The organism is Pontibacter coccineus, from assembly GCF_030546575.1.
In the GTDB taxonomy this organism is placed as follows: Bacteria; Bacteroidota; Bacteroidia; order Cytophagales; family Hymenobacteraceae; genus Pontibacter; species Pontibacter coccineus.
In genome coordinates this window covers 635934-661718 of record NZ_JAUOTN010000002.1, presented here as the reverse complement: position 1 = coordinate 661718, position 25785 = coordinate 635934, and the positions used below count along the sequence as shown (strand labels likewise).

Here is a 25785-nt window from a genome sequence, read left to right as displayed (position 1 = left end):
ACTATACCTGCACCCGAAAGTTACCGATTCCCTGCACGCAAACATAAGCGTACGGATGGCGGTTGATGCTTGGGGTTGGTCTGGCTCCTGCCCGGGCAACCGATTAACGATTAGCAATTTAACAATTAAAAACCTCGGTTTTTGTGAATAAGAAAAAAATATTAAACGACCCTGTATACGGTTTCATCACGGTGCCGTCTGAATTACTCTTCGACATCATCGACCATCCCTACTTTCAGCGCCTGCGCCGGATCAAGCAATTGGGGCTGACCGAGATGGTATACCCGGGCGCCCTGCATACCCGTTTTCACCACGCTTTGGGGGCCATGCACCTCATGAACCTGGCCCTGAACACGCTGCGCGGCAAGAACAACGAGATATCCGACGCCGAGTTTGAGGCCTCGCTGATCGCCATTCTCCTGCACGATGTCGGCCACGGGCCTTTTTCGCATGCGTTGGAGACGGCTATTTTTCAGGAAGTGCACCACGAGCACCTCTCGCTGCACATCATGCACTTGCTTAACGAAGAGTTTGGCGGCAGATTGAGCCTCGCCATCAAAATTTTCACCGATACCTACGAGCGTCGCTTCTTTCATCAGCTGGTTTCGAGCCAGCTCGACGTGGACCGCCTCGACTACCTGAACCGCGACAGCTTCTATACTGGTGTATACGAAGGAAAGATCGGTGCCGACCGTCTGATCAAAATGCTGGACGTGGCCAACGACAAGCTGGTGGTGGAAGAAAAGGCCATTTACAGTATCGAGAATTTTCTGGTGAGCCGTCGCCTGATGTACTGGCAGGTATACCTGCACAAGACCGTGATCAGCGCCGAGCACATGGTGTTACGCACTGTGCAGCGTGCCCGCGAGCTCCTGCAGCAAGGTACAGACGTACCCGCCAGCCCCTGCCTCAAGTTCTTTTTGTCCTCCAACCTCACCCTGGAAGACTTCCAGAGAGACGGCAGCATCCTGGAGCGCTTTGTTTCGCTGGATGACCACGACGTATGGAGCGGTATAAAAGAGTGGGCCGCCCACCCCGACCCGGTTATTTCCTATCTTTCCAAAAGCATCCTCAACCGCAAGCTGTTCAAGGTATACATCTCGAGCAAGCCGATCGACGAGGAAATGATGCTGGGTATAAGCGAGCTGGTCATGGACCGTTTCCAGGTGCAGCCGGAGGAAGTGAAATATTTGATGATTTCGGGCCGTATCAGCAACAGTGCTTATATGTCCGAGGGGCAGTCGATTGATGTGCTAACCAAAACGGGTTATGTGGTGAACGTGGCCGATGCCTCGGACCTGCCCAACATACAGGCGCTGAGCAACAAAGTGGAGAAATACTTTGTCTGTTACCCGAAAGAAGTAGCGGCTTTATAGAAACCGGCTATAGGATTTGCACGGGATTTGCTTGTCCTCCCCGTAATCTGCGGCAGATTATGGCGGCGCAGCGTAAACTTTTTGTTAAGTTTGCGCCCCCAACGGGTAGCACATTTTATTTTTTGCTCTAATTTTACAAGATGGAATTCACTATTCAACAGATTGCAGACCTTTTGAAGGGAGAAGTTGAAGGAGACAATACAGTAAAGGTCAGCACATTAGCCAAAATTGAAGAGGCCCAGGCTGGGGCGCTCGCGTTTTTGTCTAACTTAAAATATGAACCATATCTTTATACTACCGGAGCAAGCGCTGTGATCGTGTCGGATAAGCTGGAGCTGAAAAAGCCTGTTTCCGCCTCTCTCATCCGTGTTTCTGATCCTTATTCCAGTTTTTCAACGCTGTTGGCATATTACCAACAGGCCGTGCTCGCCGCCAAAGTTGGCGTAGAAGAGCCCTGCTTCATCGGTTCCGGAAGCGAAATAGGCGAAGGCCATTACCGTGGCGCTTTTTCTTACATCGGCAATAACTGCAAAATTGGTCAGCATGTGCGCATTTACCCACAGGTATACATCGGCGATAACGTGACCATCGGTGACAACACCACTATTTTCGCGGGTGTGAAGCTGTACGCCAATACGGTGGTGGGCGCCAACTGTACGCTGCACGCCGGCGTGGTGTTGGGCAGCGACGGCTTCGGCTTCGCTCCTCAGGCTGATGGCACTTACAAAAATGTGCCGCAGATCGGCAACGTGGTGCTGGAAGACGATGTGAACATCGGCGCCAACACCACCATCGACTGCGCCACCATGGGCTCTACCATCATCCGCAAAGGCACCAAGATCGACAACCTCGTGCAGGTGGCCCATAACGTGGAAGTAGGCCAACACACCGTTATCGCCTCACAGACAGGCATTTCCGGCTCCACCAAGATCGGTAATAACTGTGTGATCGCCGGACAGGTAGGCATCGTAGGCCACATCAGCATCGCCGACAAAACTACCATTGGCGCGCAGTCAGGCGTGTCCAAGTCTGTGAAAGAGTCGGGCACCGTCATCCAAGGCTCCCCTGCCTTCGACTACAAACAAAACCTCAAAGCCATCACCGTGTTCCGCAAGTTGCCGGAATTACAGCGTGTATTAGACGAGCTGAAAGAGAAGAATTAAGACTTCAGGTCACTGTTGCCCTATGCCGATAATTAAAATTGGCAGGCAGTGTATAAAATCTTAAGTTTGCACTCGCAAAGCTCCCTCCGCTGTAAGTCCGCTCATACTCTGTGCGCTACAGCAGCGAAAGTATCGCCACAAGTTAACAACGAAACATTAAATGAATTATAAACAGCACACTATCAAGGGTCCGGTAACTGTATCGGGCATTGGGTTGCATACGGGCGTTGTGTCGAACATGACCTTTAAGCCTGCCGCTGCAAACCATGGCTACAAATTTCAGCGCATTGACCTCGAGGGGCAGCCGACTGTAAATGTAGACGTGGACAATGTGGTGGACCTTTCGCGTGGCACGACCATCGAACAGAACGGCGCGCGCGTGAACACTGTGGAGCATACGCTAGCGGCGCTGGTAGGCCTGCAGATCGACAATGTGCTGATTGAGCTTGACGGCCCGGAACCTCCGATCATGGACGGCTCTTCCATCGAGTTTGTAAAGGCCCTGCTGGAAGTGGGATTGCAAGAGCAAAACGCCCTGCGCAACTACTTCGAGATAACTGAAGGCGTGAGCTACAAAGACGAGAATCGTGGCGTTGAAATCGCTGCCCTTCCGCTCGACGACTACCGCCTGACCGTGATGGTGGACTATAACTCGCCTGTACTGGGCAGCCAGCACGCTTCCATCACGGACATGAGCCAGTTTGAGGAGCAGGTGGCACCTTGCCGCACCTTCTGTTTTCTGCACGAGTTGGAGGCACTCTACAAGCAAAACCTGATCAAAGGCGGCGACCTGGACAATGCCATCGTGATCGTGGACCGTGTAGTAGAGGAAGGAGAACTGGAATACCTGGCAGACCTGCTGGGCAAGAAAAAAGTGAAAGTGGAGGAAGAGGGCATTCTGAACAACACAGAGCTCCGCTTCAAAAACGAAATGGCCCGCCACAAGCTGCTCGACCTGATGGGCGACCTTGCCCTGATTGGCCGCCCGATAAAGGGACAGATCCTGGCCGCAAGACCAGGTCACGCCGCCAACATCGCTTTTGCACGCCGTGTTAAAAAACTGATACAGGAAGCTTCGATCAAGACCGTACCAACCTACGACCCGAAGAAGCCGCCGGTAATGGACATCAACCAGATCGCGGCCACCTTGCCGCACCGTTACCCTTTCCTGCTGATAGACAAGATCATCCACTTAGACGAAACCACGGTAACGGGCGTTAAGAACGTGACCATGAACGAACCTTTCTTCCAGGGCCACTTCCCCGGCAACCCCGTACTGCCAGGCGTGATTCAGATCGAGGCAATGGCCCAGACGGGCGGTATCCTGGTGCTGAACACGGTGGAGAACCCGGAAGACTACTGGACTTATTTTCTGGGCATAGACCGCTGCCGCTTCAAGCGCAAGGTAATTCCCGGCGATACCATCATTTTTAAATGTGAATTGCTTGCCCCTGTGAAGCGGGGTATTGCCAAAATGTCTGGTCAGGCCTTCGTGGGCGGCCAACTGGTAATGGAGGCAGAGATGTCGGCAAGTATAGTAAAGAAAGACGCATGAATCAGCCGTTAGCATACATCCACCCAGAGGCTAAAATTGCCCAGAATGTGGTCGTAGAGCCTTTTTCCACTATTTACAAGAATGTAGAGATCGGAGAAGGCACCTGGATTGGTCCCAACGTGACCATCATGGAAGGCGCCCGCATTGGCAAGAACTGCAAAATATACCCGGGAGCCGTTATCTCTTCTGTACCGCAGGACCTCAAGTTCGCCGGTGAGGAGACAACCGCCATCATCGGTGACAATACTGTAATCAGAGAGTGCGTGACCATCAGTCGCGGCACCATCGACAAGATGAAGACCGTGGTGGGCAACAATTGCCTGATCATGTCCTACGCGCACATTGCGCACGACTGCATCGTGGGCAACAACTGCATTGTGGTGAACGCCGTGCAGATGGCCGGTCACGTAGAGATGGGCGACTACGCCATCATCGGCGGATCAAGCGCTGTGCACCAGTTTGTTAAGATCGGTGCTCATGCCATGATCTCGGGTGGTTCGCTGATACGCAAAGACGTGCCTCCTTTTGTGAAGGCAGCGCGTGAGCCGCTTACATATGCTGGCATCAACTCCATCGGCCTGCGCCGCAGAGGTTTCAACAGCGAGCAGATCAACGAGGTACAGCAGATCTACCGCATTCTGTTCATGAGCGGCATCAACACCACGGAAGCCCTGGACAAAATTGAACTGGAAATGGCCCCTAGCCGGGAGCGTGACGAGATCATCAATTTTGTGCGTGACTCCGGTCGCGGTATCATAAAGAGCTACTTCTCGAAAGATGCAAATTAACCTAAGCAATTTAGGTAAACGCTACAATTACGAGTGGATTTTCCGGAACCTGACCTATACCCTGGAGTCAGGCACCTCGTATGCCATACTGGGGCGTAACGGGTCCGGCAAATCCACTCTTCTTACTGTTATAGCCGGCCACAACCTGCACTCCGAAGGCGAGATCACGTATCTGGTCGATGGTAAAGCGGTCGCACCGGATACAGCTTACCGCCAACTCTCGCTCACGGCGCCCTACCTTGAGCTGGTGGAGGAGTTGACGCTTCTGGAGATGATTGCCTTTCATACCCGTTTTAAGCCGTTGCGCCACAACCTTTCGCACAACGAACTGGTAGAGCGGATGGGCCTGCAGAAGTCGCGCAACAAGTATGTGAAGGACTTTTCGTCGGGTATGAAGCAGCGCCTGAAGCTGGGACTGGCGATCTATTCTGACACCAAGCTATTGGTGCTAGACGAGCCGACCACCAACCTCGATCAGGAAGGCGTGAGCTGGTACCAGGAGCACGTAGCGGATAATAAGGACGGCAGGCTGATCATCGTAGGGTCCAACATTGTGCACGAGTACAGTTTCTGCGACCAGCACCTCTACATTACAGACTACCACACGCAGGCCAGGCAGCCTAAATCAGCGGGGCAGTAGCTAGGCGGTTATACCCGTATGGGGGTGGTGTCAAATCGTGCAATGTTTTTTGGGTAGCTCTACCAATTTACAGTTAAGCTGCCTAAGTTTGTAAGACATAATACTTAACCAGATACCATGGGAAGAGCATTTGAATTTAGAAAAGCCCGTAAGTTTAAGCGTTGGGACAAGATGTCGAAGGCCTTTACGCGCCTCGGCAAAGAGATTGTGATGGCAGTGAAGGAAGCTGGTCCTAACCCGGAAACCAACTCCCGACTGCGTACGGCCATCAATAACGCCAAAGGCGTGAACATGCCGAAAGACCGTGTAGAAGCGGCTATCAAGCGTGCCTCTTCCAAAGAAGAAAAAGATTACGAAGAAGTAGTATACGAGGGCTACGGTCCACACGGCATCGCCATCCTGGTAGAGACCGCGACAGACAACCTCAACCGCACCATTGCCAACATGCGCGTGTACTTTTCGCGTGCAGGCGGCGCGGTCGGCAAAACAGGTTCCCTGGATTTCATCTTCACCCGCAAGGGCATTTTCAAAATAGCCGCCGAGGGTCTTGACATTGAGGAACTGGAATTGGAACTGATAGATGCCGGTGCGGAGGATATCTACGAGCACGAAGGCGAGATCATCGTGGAGACGGCCTTTACCGATTTCGGAGCCATGCAGAAGGCACTGGAGGAGAAAGGTTTGAACGTCATCAGTGCTGAGCTGCAACGGGTGCCAAACACCCGTACGGAGCTTACCGATGAGCAGGCCGAAGAGATCGAGAACCTGGTTGAGAAGATTGAAGAAGACGACGACGTGCAGGCGGTTTACCACAACATGGCATAGCCCATCTCATTCCTTTAAGGTATAGCGGAAGGCTGTCTGTTTAGTTACAGGCAGCCTTTTTTTGTACTCAATAATTCCACGGGTATAGCTCTGGTTCTCTGCCGCCACGCACCTTCATGTGCAGGGGGTGCACGCCCTCTGTTTCGTCGAAGTACAGGAAAGCGTCGTAGCGCTCAGGAATAACGGTGGGCACGTAATTGCCGAAATGTTCCATTTTGGGGTCGTACACCACACCGATGGCGCGGTGCGGAATGGGCTGCTGTAGCTCAGGTATAGCTTTCAGTTCTTTGGAAAGGATGATCTTATCATCGGTGCTTATCTCGTGTAGCATGTGTTCCCAACTACCCTCGCGGGCAGGCGGCACGTCCATTTTCTGCATGGGCGCACCCCAGGAGCGGCTCGCGATCACGTTGCCCTGGTAGGTGCCGAAGCCAACTAACTTCACCTGGTCACGGCCGTACCGCTCGCGGGCCAGCTGCCCGATGTTAAACATGCCATCGTCTGCCATGTCGGTATACCGGGCGTCGCCAATGTGGGTGTTGTGCTCCCATACAATGGCTTTGGCGTTCGGTCCGTGAAATTCGAGCAGGCGGTCCAGGGTGTCCATCATATGCGTGTCACGCACATTCCATGAGCCCACTCCTCCCCTGATCATGGCACGGTAATACTTTTCAGCATTCACGGCCACCAGCGCGTTCTGGGTCGTGCTGAACTCGTGCTCCGGGTCGTCGGGGTATACGGCGCGGCGCGAAACCTGCTCGAGCATCTGTACTACTTCATCCTGGCAGTCGGTGGGCACAAAGGCGGTGGCCTGGGCATAGGTTTGCGGGTCGCGGTGGAAGGGCTCGAAACAGCGGACGGCGGCACGGGCGGCCTCGGCAGCTTTGCCGTTGCGCTGCTCCATGTACTTGAGCACCTGCTCCAGCGACTCCCACAGGCTGTACACATCCAACCCATAAAAGCCTATCTTTTGCTGCACCTGCCGCAGGTGGTTGAAGTCGCGGATCCACTCCACCAGAGCGGCCACCTCCCAGTTGGCCCACATCCAGGTAGGCCAGCGGCGGTATACCTCTAGCACCTCGGCAATCCTACGGCCTGAATTCTGGTAGCCCTTTACAAAGCGGTTCACAGCGTAACACTCCGGCCAGTCGCCTTCCACGGCTATAAAGCTAAAGCCTTTGTCTTCAATTAAGCGCTTCGAAATAGCCGTACGCCAGGTATAATATTCCGATGTACCGTGCGAAGCCTCTCCCAGCATCACGACCCGGGCCTCACCAATTTCATCAATCAGCTCGTCCAGGTCTTTCTCTTTGGTAATCGGACTATATTTGAAGTGTTTGTTTTCCATAGGTGGCAAGGGGCGAAATAAGCGTATCTAACTCACTATTAAAATTTTGTGTATTGTACTTTCAATCCGGATTTAATGTTTTACAAAAAAGAAAGCCCGCCGTACCAAACGATACAGCGGGCTTTCTGAAGCGGTATAACAGGTATAGCTTAGGACTGGTTTTGGTTCGCAAACACCCGGCGCAGCAACTCTGTGGTACGGGCAATCGGGTTCTCGCGTATGTTCGCCTCTTCCTGGGCAACCAGCTGAAACAGGCCGTCCATGGCTTTTTGCGTGGCGTACTCGTCCAGGTTCGGATTCACCTTCTGCACCATCGGAATCTGGTTGTAGCGGGTCACCAGGTCGGTATAGTAGCGGGTGGCATTGGTTTTCTCCAGCGATTGCCGGATCACCGGCATGAAGGCCGCCTGCAATTGCGAGGAGGTGGTGCGCTTGAGGTATTGTGTGGCGGCATCTTTGTCGCCTTTCAGAATTCCCCAGGCATCCTGTATCGTCATTTGTTTGATGGCGTTCACGAAAATAGGCACGGCACTCTTGGCGGCGTCCTCGGCCCCACGGTTCAGCGTCATCACGAAGCGATCCACCTCTTTGCCCAAACCTACCTGACGCAGCGTGTTCTCCACCTTCTGCACATCCGGCGGGAAAGGGATACGGATCAGTGAGTTCTTATAGAAACCATCGGTCTGGGATGCCTGGTTAGAGCCTTTGGTGATGCCTACCTCCAGCGCCTGCTTCAGGCCGGAAGCGACTTCGTTTTGGGTCACAGCGACGCCTGTTCCGGTTCCGGCCATCACACCATCTACAGTCCGCTGAATGTCGGCCACCGTACAGGATGAAGCGCCAAGGGTAAGGGCTACAAGGGAGGTGTAAAGTAATTTTTTCATGGGTTGAGAGTTAAATTCAGAAAGATGCAGGCGTATACCTGAAAGCCGGGCCGAAAATACATAAAATAACCGCAGCGATGCGCCAATTCAGCCGAACATCTTTAACTTGAATGGGTTTTCCTTTGCATCACACAAATCAGACCAAAAAAATTTAACATGAAAGCGGTACACGCAGAAATCATAACGATAGGCGACGAAATACTCTACGGGCAGATAGTAGACACTAACTCTGCCTGGATGGGGACGGAGCTTGCCAAAATAGGTATACGGGTGAAGCAAATCACGTCAGTGTCAGACGAGGTGAGCCACATTGTGGAGGCACTCGACTACGCCAAAACCCGTGCTGACATTATCCTGATAACCGGCGGCCTTGGCCCCACCAAAGACGACCTCACCAAAAACGTGCTGGCCGATTACTTCCGCACGGAACTCAGACTAGACGAGCAATCGCTGGCCGACGTAACGGAGCTTTTCAAAAGCCGGGGTTACGCACTGACGGAGCTGAACCGCCAGCAGGCCTTCTTGCCAGCCTCGTGCAAGGCCGTGCGCAACGTGCTGGGCACGGCCCCGGGCATGTGGTTCGAGGAGGCGGGCAAGGTATACGTGTCGATGCCGGGGGTGCCGTTTGAGATGAAGCGCATGATGACCGACCTTGTGCTGCCGCAACTCAAGGCCTATTTCAAACCTCCGCACATTATCCACAAAGTGATCCAGACGGTAGGTATACCGGAGTCGATGCTGGCAGAGAAACTGGACGAATGGGAAACCAGCTTGCCGCCTCATCTTAAACTTGCCTACCTACCCCACCTCGGCGGCGTGCGCCTGCGCCTGACAGGTATAGCCGAACAAGCTGAAGAGTTAGAGAGAGAACTTGATACAGAAGTAGCAAAGCTGGACGCGCTGATACCGAAATACATTTTTGCGCACGGCGAAGTCGTGCTGGAAGAAGCGCTGGGACAACTCCTGAAAGAGCGCGGTCTGACCATCTCCGTTGCCGAAAGCTGCACGGGTGGCTACCTGGCGCACCGCCTGACCAGCGTGCCGGGCAGCTCGGCTTATTTTATGGGCGGCGTGGTGGCCTACGACAACAGTGTGAAAGTGCAAGTGCTTGGCGTGAAACCCGAGACGCTGCAACAGCATGGTGCCGTGAGTGAGGCTACCGTACTGGAAATGGCCCAGAACGTACGCCAAAGGCTGAACACCGACATCGGGGTGGCCACCAGCGGCATTGCCGGGCCCAATGGGGGTACCCCCGAGAAGCCGGTCGGTATGATCTGGATCGCCTATGCCGACCAGCATGGTGCCAGGGCCAAACTTTTGCAGTACAACAAAAACCGACAGCTCAATATTGAGTATACTGCCTTGGCTGTGCTCAACCTCGTACGCCAAAGTTTGAATATAGCCGTTGACGAATAGGCTAAAATCCTTAACTTTGTTTGCAAATTCGGGTCAACAGGTATAGGGTGGCGTTGCTACTCTATGGCTTGCGGCTCTAAATACTGTCCCTTAAAAGAACAACGAATAAATAAAATATGGCACTTGTAGAAATGATTATGCCCAAAATGGGTGAGAGTATCATGGAAGGTACCGTTCTGAAATGGCTTAAGAGCGTGGGCGACACGATTGAGCAGGACGAATCGGTGCTGGAAGTAGCTACAGATAAAGTGGACACGGAAGTACCTGCCATTCAGGGTGGTGTGCTGAAGGAGATACTGGTACAGGAAGGCGACGTGGTAGCCGTAGGCGCCCCAATTGCCATCATCTCTACCAATGGCGAGGACACCACTGCTACTGCTGCCCCGGCCGCTACAGAGGCTCCTGCCGCTTCACCTGCACCACAGGCAGCTGCGCAGCCCGCCGCCGCTTCTTCTGACGCCGCTGTAGCCAAACTCGATCAGCCCGCTTCAGGCCGTTTCTACTCGCCGCTTGTACTCAACATTGCCCGCGAAGAAGGTATATCCATGCAGGAACTGGAGTACGTACCGGGCACCGGAAAAGAAGGCCGTGTGTCTAAAAAAGACATCCTGACCTATGTAGAGGGCCGCAAAAACGCACCGCAGCAAGCTGCCGCTCCGCAAGCCCAGCCACAGGCACAGGCTCCTGCTGCAGCACCGCAACCACAGGCCGCTCCGGCGCCAGCTGCTCAGCCACAAACGCAGGCTGCCCCTGTTGCTTCCAAGCCAGCCTCTTCTTACAGCGGAAACGTGGAGATCATCGAGATGGACCGCATGCGCAAAATGATTGCCGACCGCATGGTGGACAGCAAGCGCATTTCTCCGCACGTAACCTCTTTCGTAGAAGCCGACGTGACCAACATCGTGAACTGGCGCAACAAGTGGAAGAACGACTACAAGAGACGCGAAGGCGAGAACCTGACCTTCACCCCGATCTTCATCGACGCGATTGCCAAGGCGATCAAAGACTTCCCGATGATCAACGTGTCCGTGGACGGTGGTAACATCATCCGTCACAAAGACATTAACATCGGTATGGCCGTGGCCCTGCCAAGCGGCAACCTGATCGTGCCGAACATCAAGAACGCGGACCAGCTCAACCTGAACGGCCTGACCAAGAAAGTGAATGACCTGGCGAACCGTGGCCGTATCAACAAGCTGACGCCGGACGACCTGGCAGGCGGTACTTATACCGTATCGAACGTAGGTTCATTTGGCAACGTGATGGGCACGCCGATCATCATGCAGCCGCAGGTAGCCATCATGGCCGTGGGCGCTATCAAGAAGAAGCCTGCTGTGATCGAAACACCAGAGGGTGACCTGATCGGTATCCGTCACTTCATGTTCCTGTCGCACTCCTACGACCACCGTGTAGTGGACGGCTCGCTGGGTGGCATGTTCGTGCGCCGTGTAGCGGATTACCTCGAGAACTTCGATGTGAACCAGTCGATCTAATAAGTATCACGACACGGGAGTTTTTTGACTAAGGACAAAAGACTCAGGTATAAACAGAAGGCCTGCCTCAGAAAATGGGGCAGGCTTTTTTGTAGGTATAGCATTGCATATACCTTTTTGCTAATATTGATACATCTGTTTTAACCCGCTTCCGTTTATGTGGAAGTATAACCATCATCAAAACTATGAAAGTTGCCGTTGCCTGGATACTAGCCGCTGTGTTTCTATTTGCAGCTTTATACTTTTACTGGAAAAAGAATGACGCCGAAAGCCGACTGCGTATAGCCGACAACAAACTGGCCGAAACCAACCAGCAGCTAGATCAGGAAGAAGCCGAAATCGACTCACTTGAAGACATGGTGCTGCCACCTGATACCATGGCCGTCGTGCCCCCGGGCGGTGTGGAGTTCGTGGACGAAATGGGTAGCCTGAGCGAAAGCGACATACAGAAACTCCGCAAAAAAGGCCTGCGCAATCCCGAAGTGGACCTGATGAACGACCTGAGCCGCAAGCAAGGGCAGCTTATACCCAGAGAGGGCGTAGTGGGCGGCACCATGACCATCCGCGACAGCCGCATCCTGAACGACCGTTATGCGATGGCCTATTACGAGGATGGCCACATCGGCGGCTACATGATCCTAAAGTACGAGGTGAATAACGGTAATATTACCTGGCGGGTGGTGGATAGCTCTGCTTTGTAGCTTTCTGCACGGTATTTGAGTATAGGAAAACAGGTATAAACCCAATGGCTATGACACCACTATCGCTTCTGTTTCCAGTGCTCTTCGCTTTCATCCTGAATCAGGACAGTAATCTGCAGTTGGGTCAAGACCTCAGCAAAGATTCTAAGATACTTGCCAACACCTCTGTCTTCATCAGCGACAATGCGACACTGAGTCCTTCGATGCGGACTGTAGAAAGCGATCTGGAGCTGTTCTATGTGATGGCCAGCATCAACGTATCGCAAAGTAAGTATAGCGCCAGGCAGCAAGGCAGGCACCATATACAGACCTGGCGCTTCAGCGAGGGCAATATCAAAGCCATTCGCCAGATAGAGACAACCATAGCACTCGACACTGTTGTCACCCAGCGCTACCTCGAAAACAGAGCCCCCACGCAACAGCGCATTCAGAACCACTTCAAGTTTCGCACTTATGCTGTCTCTACTACAGATGCGCTGATCAAACTCTACTACCTCACCGAAGACGAGCAGGGCCTGCTCGAGTATAAAATAGACGACCGCCACGTGGAACTTGTGTATTCGAAGAAGAAACAAGGCTTGAGTGATATCATGCCGAAAGTGAAAGACGAGCTGGACCAGTTAGTGGTGGAGCTGAGCAAGGAGTAAAAACAACAGCGGCCGTTCCCTCACGAGAACGGCCGCTGCCATTAGTAAATGCTATACCTTAAAGCGAGGCCAGGCTCTGCTCAATGGCGTGAATCTTTGCTTCGGCATCCGCTTGCTTCTTGCGCTCGTTGGCGATTACCGTTTCCGGGGCACCGCTCACAAAGCGCTCGTTGCTGAGCTTCTTCACCACAGAGTTCAGGAAGCCTCTGGTATACTCCAGTTCCTTCTGCAAACGCTCGCGCTCGGCCTCCACATCAATATTGCCCTCCATCGGGATGAAGAACTCGTCGCCGGCTTCTACGAAGCTGATGGCACCTTCAACATTCTCCTGTACAAGCGATATCTCGTTGATGTTCGCCAGTTTGCGGATGATGCTGATGAAGTTGTCATACCCATCCTGGTTCATCACCTTGATGGCCAGGTCAAGCGACTTGTTCGGCGAGATGTTCTTGGAGTTGCGGATGTTGCGGATGGCAGCTACAACTTTCAGCACGCTCTCCATTTTCTCTGTCAACTCCTTGTCGAACTTGTCCTGTTTTGGCCACGGTGCTATGATCAGATACTCTTTGTCCTTGCGCTCTTTCAGGTCCTGCCAGATCTCCTCGGTGATGAACGGCATGAACGGGTGAAGTACTTTCAGGATCTTCTCCAGGTATACGATGGTTGTATCGAGCGTCTGCTTGTCAATTGGCTGCTGGTAGGCAGGCTTGATCATTTCGAGGTAGCTCGAGCAGAAATCGTCCCATACCAGTTTATACACCGTCAGCAGGGTATCCGAAATCCGGAACTTGCTGAAGTGATCTTCCAGTTGCACAAAGGCCTCGTTGAAGCGGGATTCGAACCACTGCATGGCCGTTTCGTTCGGGCACGGCAGGCTCTCGTCCACTTCCCATCCTTTTATCAGGCGGTAGGCATTCCATATCTTGTTGCTGAAGTTACGGCCCTGCTCCACCAGTTTCTCGTCGAACAACAGGTCGTTGCCGGCTGGCGAACTGAAGAGCATACCGGCGCGCACGCCGTCGGCACCGTACTGATCGATCAGGTCGAGCGGGTCGGGTGAGTTGCCCAGCGATTTGGACATCTTACGGCCCTGCGCATCGCGCACAATACCGGTCAGGTATACGTTGCGGAACGGCGCCTCTTTGCGAAACTCGTAACCGGCCATGATCATACGCGCTACCCAGAAGAAGAGGATCTCCGGAGCCGTTACCAGGTCGTTGGTCGGGTAGTAGTACAGGATATCTTTGTTATCCGGGTCTTTGAAACCATCGAATACTGAGATCGGCCACAGCCACGAGGAGAACCAGGTATCCAGTACGTCGTCGTCCTGGCGCAGGTCACTTGCCTGCAGGTTCGCGTTGCCGCTTTGCTTGCGGGCCAGTTCCAACGCATCCTCAGCATTGGTAGCCACTACAAACGAGCCGTCCGGCAGGTAGTAGGCAGGTATACGCTGTCCCCACCATAGCTGGCGCGAGATACACCAGTCGCGGATGCCCTCCATCCAGGAGCGGTACATGTTCTTGAACTTGGGCGGGTGCAGGCGGATCTCGTCATTCATCACGGCGTCGAGAGCTGGCTTGGCCATCTCCTCCATTTTGCACCACCACTGCATGGACAAGCGCGGCTCAATTACAGCACCCGTACGCTCGGAAGTCTGCAGCACGCTTGCGTATTCATCTATCTTCACCAGCAAACCAGCTTCCTGCAAATCTTTTACGATGTTGCGACGGGCTGCGAAACGGTCCTGCCCCACGTACAGCTGCGCTTTTTCATTCAGCGTACCGTCGTCGTTCAGGATGTCGATGGTTGGCAGGTTATGCTTCTGGCCCAGTTCGTAGTCATTCAGGTCGTGCGCAGGCGTCACTTTCAGGGCACCCGTACCGAACTCAATCGATACGTACTCATCCAGAATCACCGGAATTTCTTTGCTCAGCAAAGGGATGCGTACCGACTTGCCGTGCAGGTGGGTATAGCGGGCATCGTTCGGGTTTACGGCTACGGCCACGTCAGCCATGATGGTCTCCGGACGTGAGGTTGCCACGGTGATGTAAGTGGGCTCTGTGCCACCTACTACTTCGTAGTTGAGGTGGTACATTTTGGCCATGGTATCTTTTGGCACCACTTCTTCATCCGAAAGGGCGGTACGGCCCAGCGGATCCCAGTTTACCATGCGCACGCCGCGGTAGATCTGGCCTTTGCGGTACAGGTCCACAAACACCTCGATCACGGCTGCGCTCAGGTCGTCTTCCATCGTGAAACGGGTACGGTCCCAGTCGCAGGAGGCGCCCAGTTTCTTGAGCTGCTCCAGGATGATGCCGCCGTACTTCTCTTTCCACTCCCAGGCATACTCCAGGAACTCCTCACGGGAAATATCTTTCTTCTCAATGCCTCTTTCCTTTAGCATGGCCACTACTTTCGCCTCCGTGGCGATGGAAGCGTGGTCAGTACCCGGTACCCAGCAGGCCTCCTTGCCCTTCATGCGCGCACGACGAATCAGCACATCCTGAATCGTGTTGTTGAGCATGTGGCCCATGTGCAGCACGCCCGTTACGTTGGGTGGCGGGATCACGATGGTGTAAGGCTCTTTTTTCGGGTTAGGCGTAGAACGGAAGAAGCCGCGCTGCATCCAGCTGTTGTACCACTTCTCTTCTACTTCTCTGGGGTTATATTTCGTTGAAATCGACATCTTATACTGTTTTTTCTGCTTTTCGCGCTAAAAGGCAAAATTAGCGATTTTGCGCTAATTGTTGATTGCTAATTGTGGATTGTTGTGGGCTATACCTGAGTTCGCCTGATTCGGGTATTCTTTATCATTTCGAACGCCAGTGAGAAATCTGAATCAATTCCTTTCTCAATAATCCAGATTTCTCACTGGCGTTCGAAATGACAGTAAGCTGCTTTGACTTTACTTAACAGCTTTAGCTATTTCTATACCTTGCTATACCTTATTCAACCCAGATATCATACCTGACCAGCAAACCCGCCAAACCGCTTTGTGAAAACTTCGCTTTTTTGATGATGTTCAGCTCCGGGTCGATGATGTAATTGTAAGCCGTGACCAGATCAGCTTCGCTCAGGTTCGTTCGCTCAAATACCGCTCCAGCCAGGTCGGTGTTGTCAAAATTCGCCTTTGTGAGGGTGGCCTGCTCAAACACGGCATTTTTGAGGGAACAATCAACGAAGTTTGTTTTCGACAGCTTACGGCTTAGAAATGAGGTATAGTCCATCAGGCAACTCTCGAAACCGACGGTAAACAGAAACTCCTCGCACTCGCCGAAATTTATACCTGTGAGCTTGCACTCTTTGAACGTCACGTTGTTCAGGGTTGCCCCGCGCAGCTTCAGCATGGCCAGGTTGCAGCCGACGAACTCGCAATCGGTAAAGCGGTTGCTGGAGAAATCTCCGTTGGAGAAATCGCAGTTTTTGAACATGCAGTCCTCAAACTCCCTGCCTTTGATGGCCTTACCTGAGTAGATGATCTTCTCGAATGTTTTGTCCTGGTGCAGTTGCTCTTCCATGGGTATGCTTTAAATGCGGGGTACGAAAATAAAAAAACCTGTCGTAAGAGACAGGTTTTTTGCGCTTTTGGTGTAGGCTATACCTTAGCTGGCCTGGTGCAGCCAGTCTTTCTTCGCCAATAGCTCTTCTTCTGTCTCGCGGTAGTCTGGGTCGTCGACGCAGCAATCCACCGGGCAGACAGCGGCACATTGAGGCTCCTCATGGAAGCCCATGCACTCAGTACACTTATCGGATACAATATAATAGAACTCGTCCGAAATTGGAGGCTGCGCGGCATCACCAGCTATGATTTCGCCACCGTCAATCTCAACTTCCTTCAGAGCCGTGCCACCGCCCCAGGTCCATTCCGCACCGCCTTCGTAGATAGCAGTATTCGGACACTCCGGTTCGCAGGCGCCACAGTTTATACATTCATCCGTGATCATTATCGCCATAATCGTATCTCCTGTATATTTTTAGTACTTTTGTATCGCTTTATTTACTGAACAAAATTAGGAACATTAAGTATCCTTATCAAATAATTTTTAACACAGCGGTTTGCCATGACATTAGAGAACAGAATCGAAGCTTTCGTGAAACTGGGAAAGCAACTGCAGGATTTGACGCCGGAAGAGCGCAAAGCGCTGTCTTTAATTGCCCAGGCTAAAAACCCGTGGTTTGACGAGGACAATGTTTCTGCTGCCCTGCAGGGCGTTACGACCCTACTCGATGAACAGTATCTCCGTGAATGGCTTTACCCGTACCACCTCAAACAGGTTACACCTAAAAAGGTTGGTGTGGTGATGGCGGGCAACATTCCGCTGGTCGGTTTCCATGATTTTATGTCGGTTTTGCTGAGCGGGCACTTCCTGCTGGCCAAGCTGAGCTCGGATGACGATGTGCTGATGCGCCGCCTTGCCAGTATGCTGGTAGGTATAGAGCCGGCATTTGCCAATCAGTTTGAGTTCGTGGACATGCTCAAAGAAGCCGACGCCATCATCGCGACCGGCTCCGATAATACGGCCCGCTACTTCGAGTACTACTTTGCCAAGCGCCCGCACATCATCCGGAAGAACCGCACGAGCATCGGCATTCTGACGGGCCACGAGGAAGCCGAAGACCTGCATGCTTTGGGCAACGACATTTTCCAGTATTATGGCTTAGGCTGCCGCAATGTTTCCAAGGTATACGTGCCCGAGGGCTATACCTTCGACAAGCTGTACGAAGCCAACGAGCACCATAAAACGATTCTCAACCACCACAAATACCAGAACAACTACGACTACAACAAGTCCATCCTGCTGGTCAACCGCGTGCCCCACTTCGACAACGGCTTTTTGCTGGTGCAGGAGAGCGAGCAACTGGTCTCCCCTATCTCGGTGCTGTTCTACGAAACCTTCACTTCCCTGCCCGACCTGCGCCAGAAGCTAGCTGCGGTAAAGGACAAGACCCAGTGCGTGGTTTCCGCCCATGGCTGGCTTGAAGGCTCTATACCTTTCGGCGACGCCCAATGCCCCATGCCGTGGGATTATGCCGATGGCGTGGACACGATGGCGTTTTTGCAGGGATTGTAAATCTTACTGCTTCCTTAATAAGCCAGAACAGCCCGCCGGAGAAAAGAAAACCTCTCTCCGGCGGGCTGTTCTGGCTTAAATCTATTCTTTATATCCTATCCAGCACCTTCACAATCAGGTTGTTAATCACTTCCTCGGCATTGGTCGCGAATTCCTGCGAAATGCGGTTGGCGACGATGGCGTTGAGGGAGAGCATTTCGTGGCCCAGCAAACGGCCCATGGCGTAGTAGCCGGCTGTCTCCATTTCGAAGTTGGTGAGACGGAAATCGCATACGCGGAAATCCTGGTATACCTGGAGCAGATCCGGATTTCGGAGGCCGCCACGCAGCACACGGCCCTGTGGAGCGTAGAAGCCCGGGCAAGTGAGCGTGTTTCCCGGAATCATGTCAAAAGCGATCTTCTCTATCAGACTCTTTGAGCCATTTACCACGTAGGGGCGGAAGCCAACACCCAATTGCTCCTGCAGGGCTTTGGAAATGCTCTGCTCGTTCTCGTCTTGCTCCAACGGATAAAACTCCATCAGCGAATCCAGCCCCACACCATAGTGGGAGGCCAGGTGGCTGCCCAGTGGAATATCTGACTGCAATGATCCGGAAGTACCAATCCGCACGATCTTCAAGGCGATCTTCTCTTCATTCGGCTCCCGCGACTGGAAATCAATGTTCACCAGCGCGTCCAACTCGTTCATCAGAATGTCGATGTTGTCGGTGCCCATACCTGTCGAGATGACCGTAATGCGCTTGCCTTTGTAGTAGCCGGTATGGGTTACAAACTCCCGCTTGGTGATCTGCACCTCTATCTCGTCGAAATACTTGCTTACCATGGGCACACGGTCGGGATCGCCTACCGTGATGATGGTGTCCGAAATATGCTCCGGCTGCAGGTTGAGGTGGTAAATGGTGCCGTTCTGATTGATGATCAGTTCTGATGCTGGAATTGCCATGTGGTTGTTTTTTTTTGTATCAAGTATCACGTAGCACGATTTGTCTCAGGGGAATGACCTGACAAAAGACAAAAAATCCTTTGAACGCTCTTTCGGATTTGCAATCCGAAAGTATACTAGCTGCGGATTTGTAATCCGCCTTGCAGAGGCAGTTGCTCTCGGCAGGCACGCGGATTGCAAATCCGGAGTAGCAATCAGGTAGTACTACTTTCCGAAAAATCTTTTGTCCATTGTCAAACCGTCATTTGTCAAGTTCTCTCTGAAGACATCGTGCTACTTGACTCGTGTGTCGTGATACGTGAAAGTTAAAAAAAAGAAAAGCGTGGCTGATGAGCGCACGCTTTTCCTTGCTTTAGAGAATACTTAATTAGATACGTTAGAAGTCTTGCGACGGTTGAATCCTTTGAGCGGATTGTAGCCGTTCAGGTTCTTCTGGTAATAACCGGTGCCGTCGTAAGCACGCTTTTCCGGGTGGTCTTTGCACTCAGTAGAGCAGGCACCTTCCAGTTCCCAGCCGCACTTCTCGCAGATGGGCACGTGCAGGTTACATACCGGGTTCGCGCAGTTTACCATGCGGTCTTCCACAGTGCCGCATACATGGCATGTAGAGATTACCTTCGGATTTACCGAGTTCACCTCCACGGCTACGCGGTTGTCGAACACATAGCATTTGCCCTCAAAGTCTTCGCCTCCGGCCTCTTTGCCATACTTAATGATGCCGCCATGCAGCTGGTACACGTCTTCAAAGCCTTGCTCCAACAGGAAGGCACTGGCTTTTTCGCACTTGATACCGCCCGTGCAGTAGGTCAGGATCTTCTTGCCCTTCAGCTCTTCTTTCAGCGCATCGATCTTCTCCGGAAACTCGCGGAAGTTTTCGATATCCAAGGTCACGGCATTTTTGAAGCGGCCTACGCTGTACTCGTAATCCGAGCGCATGTCCATCACCACCACATCCTCGCGGTCTTTCATTTCCTTGAACTCCTTCGGTTCCAGGTGTATTCCGGTACGTACGTTCGGGTCGATGTGCAACAGGCCGGAGTGTACGATCTCGACTTTGGTGCGCACGTGCAGCTTCGCAAAGGCGTGTTTATCGGATTCGTCTACCTTAAAGTCGACTTTGGCGAAGCGCGGATCGGCTTTTACGATCTCCATGTACTTCTCGCAGTCGGCCTTTAGTCCGGAAACAGTGCCGTTGAGGCCTTCTTTGGAAATGATGATACGGCCGAGCAGATTCAGTTTCAGGCAAAGTAAATGGTGCTCCTCCCGGAACGCCTCAGGGTCTGCTATCGGTGTGTAGCAGTAGTACAGTAGTATGCTGTAGGGTTTGTTCATAACTGCTTAGTTTCAGCTAAGTGTTTGATTTGAATTGTTTGCCCCATTGGGGCTATTGTTAAATTGTTGATGGTTAAATTGCTGTTGTTGCACGATTGGACAGGTCACGACCTGTCCCTACATATTACACCCTTATACCTCCGTACCAGGACGTTACAGTATAACGTCGCTACAATCCAATTTTCTAACTTTTTAACTTCTGGCAAATTTCCTGCTTTTCTCTTTAACCAAAAATGACTTTGGTCAGTTCGGTTTTCGAAAACAGGACAGGTATAAAATTACTTCACCGGCGCGGCAGGGTTGCCGAACACAGTGGCTTTGGCAGGCACGTTGGCTACTACCACAGAACCTGCTCCTACGCGGGCGTTCTTGCCGATCTTTACCCCTGACACGATCACAGCGCCTGTGCCGATGAAGGCACCGTCTTCCACCACCACTTCCGAGTTGATGATAGCGCCTGCTCCTATCTGCACGTTGTCACCGATCTCGGCTTTGGTGTCCACCAGCGCGCGGGACTCGATCACGTTGTAGTTACCGATCTTCGCATTGTTGTTCACGATGGCACCTGCGGCAATCATGTTGCCGTGGCCCAACCAGGCAAATTCTGACACGGCGCTGAATTTATGAATGGCATTGACAGGTACCACTTTATACTCGTCTTTGAGCATCTTAACCAAGCCTTTGCGGGCGGCTGAGTCCTCTACGGCTACAAACACGTCGCATTTTTTGCCGATCAGTTTCAGGAATTCGCCGTCTTCAGTGCCGCTCATCACCGACACGTTGTTGAGTTCCTGCTGCTGCAGGTCCTTGCTGTCGTCGAGGAAGCAGTACACCACCACGTTGTTGCTGTTGAAAATATCGAGAGCTGCCGTACCCAGTTTCTGGGCACCAAGGATGATCACTGGATTTTGCATAGCCTATGTCAAATAAGGTGCAAAGGTACGAAGTTTAGCGCTAATCTGCAGCGATTTGTGCGGGTTCGTCTTCCTCGGGCTGCTGCTGACGGGCAGGTATCAGGTAGCGGAGCAGCTCAGCATTGGTTTTGCAGAGCAGCAGCAGGTATACCACAAAGGGCAATACCACCACCCTGTACCTATTGAGTGTACCCAGATTCGGCATGCTGTAAGCCAGTAAAACACCCATCACAAATACAAAAACAAGCAGAGCCGCCAGCAGGTAGCCATAGCGCCACTTAACCCGGCCAGCTTCAAAGAGGTCGCGCAAAAAACCGAATGCCAGCACTAACAGCAAGGTGTTTTCGAATGCTGCTGCAAAAGTGCGTATGTTGTATGCCTCCCAGATGAAGGGGCGAAAAAGCATCCCGATGAAGGCCAGCTGCGAGTGGAGCACGAAGCTCAGGTAAGTCGGCTCCAGGAAAGGAAAGTCGATGCGCGGTTTGCCCTGTGAGGCCAGCAGGCTGACCTGGTAGTTTTTGTATACCACATCCGGCAGGGCTTCCAGGTTCAGGTTTGGATTGAGTTGCGTACCGAGCCAGGCTATACCTGAAAATAGCACCAGCAGGGCGAGCCCCTTCAAAAGCCAGTGGATGTGTGCCAGCTTCGGGTTGTAGAAGATCAGCTTCAGGAGCAAGGCCAAAGCCAGTGTCAGGGCAATGGCAACGGCCACAAAGTATTTCACGAGCCAGATCAGGTATAGGCCTACCAACGCCAGCAGCAGGTATAGCAACGGCTTACGTTTCAGTTTGCCGAACAGCAGGTATAGGTTACTGCCCAAGAGTAGCCCCAATCCTCCCATCAGCACACTCTCTTTCAACACACCCGACGACCAGTACACCACCGAAGGGAATACCAGAAAAGCCAAAACAGCAGGTATAGCGGTGGTTGGAAAATAGCGGGCCAGGGCATTCACAAAGAACCACAGCCCGACAAAGCTGAACAGCGACAGGTAGAGCGAACTGAGGTAGTAGTTGCCGTCCGTCAGCAGCAGGGGCACGCTCAGCAGGCGCGGCATGTTCCAGGCGCTTTCGTAAAATGGCTTCTGCAAACCCTGCAGCGGTGTGCCTGTTGGGTCGTTGAAAAAAAGATACTGCAGGTAAGCGCCTATACCTTGCTCGTGGGCCATGTCGGTCATCAGGAGGGCGCGCTTGTAATAGAGTTGCGTGTCGCCCTTGTCGAACACATAAAAGCTCAGCACGCCGATCAGGAGCCCGCAGGCAAATTTGAGCAGCAGCGTCGGGAAAAAGTAAGGCCGCAATTTGGCGTTCCAGTCCTGTTTCCAGAGCCACCAGATTAGCCCAGCCAGCACCAGCAGGTTCAGGCCGTAGATCAGTATACTCACGTAGTTGGTAGATTTTGCTTCATAATCTTGTTGCCAATGGCGCAGCGCAGGCAGTTGACCGGCTGGCAGTAGCGTTTGTATAGTCCGAGGGCTGCCTGGTTGTCGGCAGCGGAGGCGGCTTTCCAGCCCAGTTCCTCATACTGCCGCGTGATGCGGTTGCTGGCCTCTTTCACTTTTTCGAGCAGGTCTACCGCTTTGTCCAGATGCTCCGGTTGATCGGTATGCACGGCATAGGCCGCCAGCAACGGCGCTGCCACATTGATGGTCAGGTTCTGCGCACTCGACTTACCCAGTTGCGCCTGCCCCGCCTTCGACTCAGCCCCAAAGGTATAATGTTTTTGCCAATAAGCTGATACGGGCGCCTGCCACAGCATATTATAGCTCTTCACATCCTCTGTGTGGATGATGGTGGAAAACAGGCTTTTGTGCTTGTGCAGCAGCGCTGCCAATTGTGCCAACCTTACAGTAGGAAAGTTCGCAGGCCGCATGCGCAGAAAGTTCCAGTGGTGCCGCTGCATCGCCAGTTCCCGCAGGTTATACTTATGGCTGAGATACGCATGTTCTTTGGCCAGACCCGTGCAGTAATCGTCCGCAGGCTCAGCTAGAAAACCCGCCTGCCCAAACAGCAGCGCCTCCAACTGAAACAAGTCGTGTTGATGTTTGCGCACTACCTGCATCGGCAGCGCCCGGGCCAGTCGCTCAAAAGGCTCCTGGTTGATCTTAAACCCAAGGGCCTTGCAAAGTACCTGAAAAGCTGTGGCCTCCCAGTCGTTGCTAAGCTGGCGGTATACCTGCAGCACTTCCTCTCCTTTTAGCTCGAGTCGTTCGGTGAGGGCACGGCCCAGCATCATGGTCTTGGTGATATCGGGCACCTGTTGCCAGAAGCCGGCACAAGGTATAGCGAAGGGAGCCCGGCGCAGCTGCTCATAGGTTTGTAGCATAGCCAGATTTACCCTGTCTTTCAGCTCCAGTGTAGGTATAAGTGTGCCATCGGTTCGGCGCACGGCCTCGTCGGCTTCCCACACCACATGCAGTACTACTTGGTTATACTTGAAGTCAAGCTGATGCTGGTGCCGCCGCCAGTCCGAGCCGCGCAGGTGTAGTTCTACGCTTCCCGACCACTCTACTTCTCCTACACGGATGATCGCTTCTTTGAAATCAGGCCCGGCATCGGTGTTGTACATCCCCACCCGCAACACCTGTACTTCCTCCCCTTCTACTGTGTACAAATCGGTTTTGTCGAAATACTGGTGCTGCCAGATGTAGTGCAGGAACTCTTCTTTCATGCGCCTTGGTTGTGGTTGCGGAAGTTTTACGAGATTATAAGTTTAGGAGTTTGAGAGTTATGAATGAAGATTTGAGACTACCGCGCTGCCTGCCGTGCGCGCTCCAATGCCGAGTTTGCAGCTAAGATAGGTATAGCACTTGAGGAAGCTGACGAATCGCTTTTCTGGATAAAACTGTTGGAAGAATCAGAAATGGTAGCAGCGAGCCGTCTTGCCTCTCTGAAGCAGGAGGCGAATGAACTAACCGCTATTTTAGTGACTATAAGAAAATCATCCTATAAGCGCATCAACTCCAAAACTCTCAAACCCCTAAACTCCCAAACTTTTGTATCTTTGCCCCCTTAAAATTAAACGATTATGATTTCAGTTGACGCGGTGAGCGTGGAGTTCAATGGGGCGGCCCTTTTCAGCAATGTTTCTTTTAACATCAACGAAAACGACCGCATTGCCCTGATGGGAAAAAACGGAGCAGGCAAGTCTACCCTGCTCAAAATTATAGCGGGCGCCAGCAAGCCTACTCGTGGCAAGGTATCGGCGCCAAAGGATGCCGTGATCGCCTACCTGCCACAGCACCTGCTCACCGAAGACAACTGCACCGTGTTCGAGGAGGCTTCCAAGGCCTTTGCCAAAGTGCTCGACATGAAAAAGCAAATGGATGCCCTCAATGCAGAATTGGAAACCCGCACCGACTACGACTCCGATGACTACTACAAGATCATCGAGCAGGTATCGGAGCTGGGCGAGAAATACTACTCCATCGAAGAGATCAACTTTGACGCAGAGGTAGAGGTTACGCTCAAAGGGCTTGGCTTTACCCGCGAAGACTTTACGCGTTCTACCACTGAGTTCAGCGGTGGCTGGCGCATGCGCATCGAACTGGCCAAGATCCTGCTCCAGAAGCCGGACCTGATCCTGCTAGACGAACCGACCAACCACCTCGACATTGAATCCATTCAGTGGCTGGAAGACTTCCTGGTGAACAACGCCAAGGCCGTGATCGTGATCTCGCACGACAAGACCTTTGTGGACAATATCACCAACCGCACCATTGAAGTGACGATGGGTCGCATTTACGATTATAAAGTAACCTACAGCCAATACCTGCAGCTGCGTAAAGAGCGTCGCGAGCAGCAGCAGAAGCAATTCGACGACCAGCAAAAAGAGATCGCTGATATTCAGACCTTCATTGACCGCTTCAAGGGTACCTACTCGAAGACCCTGCAGGTACAGTCGCGCGTGAAGATGCTCGAGAAGATGGAGATTGTGGAGGTGGACGAAGTGGATACCTCTGCTTTGAATGTTAAATTCCCTCCTGCGCCGCGTTCCGGCAACTATCCGGTTATTGTGGAGGAGCTCACCAAAAAGTATGGTGACTACACGGTGTTCAAAGACGCTTCTCTGACCATCAACCGGGGCGAGAAAGTGGCTTTTGTGGGCAAGAACGGCGAGGGTAAATCTACGCTGGTAAAAGCCATTATGGGCGAGATCGATTTTGAGGGCAAACTGCAACTGGGCCACAACTGCCTGATCGGGTACTTTGCCCAGAACCAGGCTGCCCTGCTTGATGGCGAACTGACCGTTTTCCAGACCATCGACGAGATTGCCGTAGGTGATGCCCGCACCCGTGTAAAAGATCTGCTGGGCGCCTTCATGTTCAGCGGCGACACCATCGAAAAGAAGGTGAAAGTGCTGTCAGGTGGCGAGAAGACCCGACTGGCTATGATCAAGCTGCTCTTGCAGCCCGTGAACCTGCTCATTCTGGATGAACCGACCAACCACCTTGACATCAAAACCAAGGACATCCTGAAAGACGCGCTCAAGGCTTTTGACGGCACGATCATCCTCGTATCGCACGACCGCGACTTCCTCGACGGGTTGGCTGATAAGGTGTTTGAGTTCGGCAACAAGCGCGTGCGCGAGCACTTCGAGGACATCAACGGCTTCCTCAAAAACAAGAAAATGGAAAACCTGCGGGAGATTGAACGCAGCACAGCCAAATAACAAGATGAAGCCCCGGT

Annotated in this window: 22 protein-coding genes and 1 pseudogene; 13 read left to right on the top strand and 10 right to left on the bottom strand. The window is 52.7% G+C overall.

Translation table 11 applies throughout. The features are described 5' to 3' along the window. Nucleotides 1-143: 143 nt before the first annotated feature. The 6 genes from Q4E40_RS06920 (at nt 144) to Q4E40_RS06895 (ending at nt 6347) form a co-directional block, all read left to right on the top strand. Complete coding sequence (locus Q4E40_RS06920) at nt 144-1376, top strand: HD domain-containing protein (RefSeq protein WP_303410973.1); 1233 nt, start codon at nt 144-146, stop codon at nt 1374-1376. 140 nt (nt 1377-1516) lie between these two features. Continuing rightward, nucleotides 1517-2539, top strand: coding sequence for a UDP-3-O-(3-hydroxymyristoyl)glucosamine N-acyltransferase (gene lpxD, locus Q4E40_RS06915; protein WP_303410972.1), 1023 nt, complete (start codon nt 1517-1519; stop codon nt 2537-2539). 160 nt (nt 2540-2699) lie between these two features. Further along, nucleotides 2700-4094, top strand: coding sequence for a bifunctional UDP-3-O-[3-hydroxymyristoyl] N-acetylglucosamine deacetylase/3-hydroxyacyl-ACP dehydratase (locus Q4E40_RS06910; protein ID WP_303410971.1), 1395 nt, complete (start codon nt 2700-2702; stop codon nt 4092-4094). Beyond that, entirely contained in the window at nt 4091-4882 is a 792-nt protein-coding gene (gene lpxA, locus Q4E40_RS06905) for an acyl-ACP--UDP-N-acetylglucosamine O-acyltransferase (RefSeq protein WP_303410970.1), read from the top strand. Before Q4E40_RS06910 ends, lpxA begins: the two co-directional genes overlap by 4 nt. Further along, the gene (locus tag Q4E40_RS06900; RefSeq protein ID WP_303410969.1) at nt 4872-5522 is read left to right on the top strand and encodes an ABC transporter ATP-binding protein; all 651 of its coding nucleotides are present in this window, start codon (nt 4872-4874) and stop codon (nt 5520-5522) included. The genes lpxA and Q4E40_RS06900 overlap by 11 nt, the downstream gene beginning before the upstream one ends. Nucleotides 5523-5639: 117 nt before the next feature. Continuing rightward, a complete protein-coding gene (locus Q4E40_RS06895; protein WP_303410967.1) occupies nt 5640-6347 on the top strand; it encodes a YebC/PmpR family DNA-binding transcriptional regulator in 708 nt (235 codons plus the stop codon). A 67-nt stretch (nt 6348-6414) separates the two neighbouring features. Here the strand turns inward: Q4E40_RS06895 and Q4E40_RS06890 are convergent, their stop codons facing one another. Then, a complete protein-coding gene (locus tag Q4E40_RS06890) occupies nt 6415-7695 on the bottom strand; it encodes an erythromycin esterase family protein (protein ID WP_303410965.1) in 1281 nt (426 codons plus the stop codon). 149 nt (nt 7696-7844) lie between these two features. Continuing rightward, nucleotides 7845-8579: a DUF4197 domain-containing protein gene (locus Q4E40_RS06885; protein WP_303410963.1), complete on the bottom strand. Its 735-nt coding sequence runs from the start codon at nt 8577-8579 to the stop codon at nt 7845-7847. A gap of 156 nt (nt 8580-8735) precedes the next feature. Between Q4E40_RS06885 and Q4E40_RS06880 the strand changes: the two genes are divergently transcribed. The 4 genes from Q4E40_RS06880 to Q4E40_RS06865 all read left to right on the top strand — a co-directional run bounded on the left by Q4E40_RS06880 (nt 8736) and on the right by Q4E40_RS06865 (nt 12836). Then, nucleotides 8736-9995, top strand: coding sequence for a competence/damage-inducible protein A (locus tag Q4E40_RS06880; protein WP_303410960.1), 1260 nt, complete (start codon nt 8736-8738; stop codon nt 9993-9995). Between the two features lie 116 nt (nt 9996-10111). Then, nucleotides 10112-11488, top strand: a complete 1377-nt coding sequence (locus tag Q4E40_RS06875) for a dihydrolipoamide acetyltransferase family protein (protein ID WP_303410958.1) — start codon at nt 10112-10114, stop codon at nt 11486-11488. A gap of 185 nt (nt 11489-11673) precedes the next feature. After that, nucleotides 11674-12189, top strand: a complete 516-nt coding sequence (locus Q4E40_RS06870; protein ID WP_303410957.1) for a hypothetical protein — start codon at nt 11674-11676, stop codon at nt 12187-12189. A gap of 50 nt (nt 12190-12239) precedes the next feature. Beyond that, nucleotides 12240-12836: a hypothetical protein gene (locus Q4E40_RS06865; protein WP_303410955.1), complete on the top strand. Its 597-nt coding sequence runs from the start codon at nt 12240-12242 to the stop codon at nt 12834-12836. Nucleotides 12837-12894: 58 nt separating this feature from the next. On the opposite strand, the gene Q4E40_RS06860 is transcribed toward Q4E40_RS06865, so the two are convergent. From Q4E40_RS06860 to Q4E40_RS06850, 3 genes are all read right to left on the bottom strand, one after another. Further along, nucleotides 12895-15522: a valine--tRNA ligase gene (locus tag Q4E40_RS06860; RefSeq protein WP_303410953.1), complete on the bottom strand. Its 2628-nt coding sequence runs from the start codon at nt 15520-15522 to the stop codon at nt 12895-12897. Between the two features lie 259 nt (nt 15523-15781). Beyond that, on the bottom strand, nt 15782-16354 hold the full coding sequence (locus tag Q4E40_RS06855; RefSeq protein WP_303410952.1) for a pentapeptide repeat-containing protein: 573 nt from the start codon (nt 16352-16354) through the stop codon (nt 15782-15784). An 84-nt stretch (nt 16355-16438) separates the two neighbouring features. After that, on the bottom strand, nt 16439-16789 hold the full coding sequence (locus Q4E40_RS06850) for a 4Fe-4S dicluster domain-containing protein (RefSeq protein ID WP_303410950.1): 351 nt from the start codon (nt 16787-16789) through the stop codon (nt 16439-16441). 108 nt (nt 16790-16897) lie between these two features. On the opposite strand from Q4E40_RS06850, the gene Q4E40_RS06845 reads away from it, so the two are divergent. Beyond that, on the top strand, nt 16898-17908 hold the full coding sequence (locus tag Q4E40_RS06845; RefSeq protein ID WP_303410948.1) for an acyl-CoA reductase: 1011 nt from the start codon (nt 16898-16900) through the stop codon (nt 17906-17908). Between the two features lie 88 nt (nt 17909-17996). On the opposite strand, the gene Q4E40_RS06840 is transcribed toward Q4E40_RS06845, so the two are convergent. The 5 genes from Q4E40_RS06840 to Q4E40_RS06820 all read right to left on the bottom strand — a co-directional run bounded on the left by Q4E40_RS06840 (nt 17997) and on the right by Q4E40_RS06820 (nt 23767). Then, nucleotides 17997-18851: a nucleoside phosphorylase gene (locus tag Q4E40_RS06840; protein WP_303410947.1), complete on the bottom strand. Its 855-nt coding sequence runs from the start codon at nt 18849-18851 to the stop codon at nt 17997-17999. Nucleotides 18852-19214: 363 nt separating this feature from the next. Continuing rightward, entirely contained in the window at nt 19215-20183 is a 969-nt protein-coding gene (trhO, locus tag Q4E40_RS06835; protein WP_303410945.1) for an oxygen-dependent tRNA uridine(34) hydroxylase TrhO, read from the bottom strand. 278 nt (nt 20184-20461) lie between these two features. After that, the gene (locus Q4E40_RS06830; RefSeq protein ID WP_303410944.1) at nt 20462-21097 is read right to left on the bottom strand and encodes a NeuD/PglB/VioB family sugar acetyltransferase; all 636 of its coding nucleotides are present in this window, start codon (nt 21095-21097) and stop codon (nt 20462-20464) included. A gap of 40 nt (nt 21098-21137) precedes the next feature. Beyond that, on the bottom strand, nt 21138-22481 hold the full coding sequence (locus Q4E40_RS06825) for a hypothetical protein (protein ID WP_303410943.1): 1344 nt from the start codon (nt 22479-22481) through the stop codon (nt 21138-21140). Then, a complete protein-coding gene (locus tag Q4E40_RS06820) occupies nt 22478-23767 on the bottom strand; it encodes a DUF2851 family protein (RefSeq protein ID WP_303410942.1) in 1290 nt (429 codons plus the stop codon). The genes Q4E40_RS06825 and Q4E40_RS06820 overlap by 4 nt, the downstream gene beginning before the upstream one ends. A gap of 93 nt (nt 23768-23860) precedes the next feature. Here Q4E40_RS06820 and Q4E40_RS20390 point away from each other — a divergent pair. Both Q4E40_RS20390 and Q4E40_RS06815 read left to right on the top strand, forming a co-directional pair. Beyond that, nucleotides 23861-24112: pseudogene (locus tag Q4E40_RS20390) on the top strand (four helix bundle protein); the annotation flags it as partial. 12 nt (nt 24113-24124) lie between these two features. After that, nucleotides 24125-25768 (top strand): ABC-F family ATP-binding cassette domain-containing protein, encoded by a 1644-nt coding sequence (locus tag Q4E40_RS06815; RefSeq protein ID WP_303410940.1) that lies wholly within the window; start codon nt 24125-24127, stop codon nt 25766-25768. The last annotated feature ends 17 nt before the right edge of the window (nt 25769-25785 follow it).

Bases quoted from the DNA above. Each gene is read 5' to 3' on its own strand.
- Q4E40_RS06815 (WP_303410940.1), top strand. From the start codon at position 24,125: ATGATTTCAGTTGACGCGGTGAGCGTGGAGTTCAATGGGGCGGCCCTT.
- lpxA (WP_303410970.1), top strand. From the start codon at position 4,091: ATGAATCAGCCGTTAGCATACATCCACCCAGAGGCTAAAATTGCCCAG.
- Q4E40_RS06820 (WP_303410942.1), bottom strand. From the start codon at position 23,767: ATGAAAGAAGAGTTCCTGCACTACATCTGGCAGCACCAGTATTTCGAC.
- Q4E40_RS06860 (WP_303410953.1), bottom strand. From the start codon at position 15,522: ATGTCGATTTCAACGAAATATAACCCCAGAGAAGTAGAAGAGAAGTGG.
- Q4E40_RS06875 (WP_303410958.1), top strand. From the start codon at position 10,112: ATGGCACTTGTAGAAATGATTATGCCCAAAATGGGTGAGAGTATCATG.
- Q4E40_RS06895 (WP_303410967.1), top strand. From the start codon at position 5,640: ATGGGAAGAGCATTTGAATTTAGAAAAGCCCGTAAGTTTAAGCGTTGG.
- Q4E40_RS06910 (WP_303410971.1), top strand. From the start codon at position 2,700: ATGAATTATAAACAGCACACTATCAAGGGTCCGGTAACTGTATCGGGC.
- Q4E40_RS06865 (WP_303410955.1), top strand. From the start codon at position 12,240: ATGACACCACTATCGCTTCTGTTTCCAGTGCTCTTCGCTTTCATCCTG.
- Q4E40_RS06870 (WP_303410957.1), top strand. From the start codon at position 11,674: ATGAAAGTTGCCGTTGCCTGGATACTAGCCGCTGTGTTTCTATTTGCA.
- Q4E40_RS06890 (WP_303410965.1), bottom strand. From the start codon at position 7,695: ATGGAAAACAAACACTTCAAATATAGTCCGATTACCAAAGAGAAAGAC.
- Q4E40_RS06880 (WP_303410960.1), top strand. From the start codon at position 8,736: ATGAAAGCGGTACACGCAGAAATCATAACGATAGGCGACGAAATACTC.
- trhO (WP_303410945.1), bottom strand. From the start codon at position 20,183: ATGAACAAACCCTACAGCATACTACTGTACTACTGCTACACACCGATA.
- lpxD (WP_303410972.1), top strand. From the start codon at position 1,517: ATGGAATTCACTATTCAACAGATTGCAGACCTTTTGAAGGGAGAAGTT.
- Q4E40_RS06830 (WP_303410944.1), bottom strand. From the start codon at position 21,097: ATGCAAAATCCAGTGATCATCCTTGGTGCCCAGAAACTGGGTACGGCA.
- Q4E40_RS06850 (WP_303410950.1), bottom strand. From the start codon at position 16,789: ATGGCGATAATGATCACGGATGAATGTATAAACTGTGGCGCCTGCGAA.
- Q4E40_RS06845 (WP_303410948.1), top strand. From the start codon at position 16,898: ATGACATTAGAGAACAGAATCGAAGCTTTCGTGAAACTGGGAAAGCAA.
- Q4E40_RS06840 (WP_303410947.1), bottom strand. From the start codon at position 18,851: ATGGCAATTCCAGCATCAGAACTGATCATCAATCAGAACGGCACCATT.
- Q4E40_RS06900 (WP_303410969.1), top strand. From the start codon at position 4,872: ATGCAAATTAACCTAAGCAATTTAGGTAAACGCTACAATTACGAGTGG.
- Q4E40_RS06855 (WP_303410952.1), bottom strand. From the start codon at position 16,354: ATGGAAGAGCAACTGCACCAGGACAAAACATTCGAGAAGATCATCTAC.
- Q4E40_RS06885 (WP_303410963.1), bottom strand. From the start codon at position 8,579: ATGAAAAAATTACTTTACACCTCCCTTGTAGCCCTTACCCTTGGCGCT.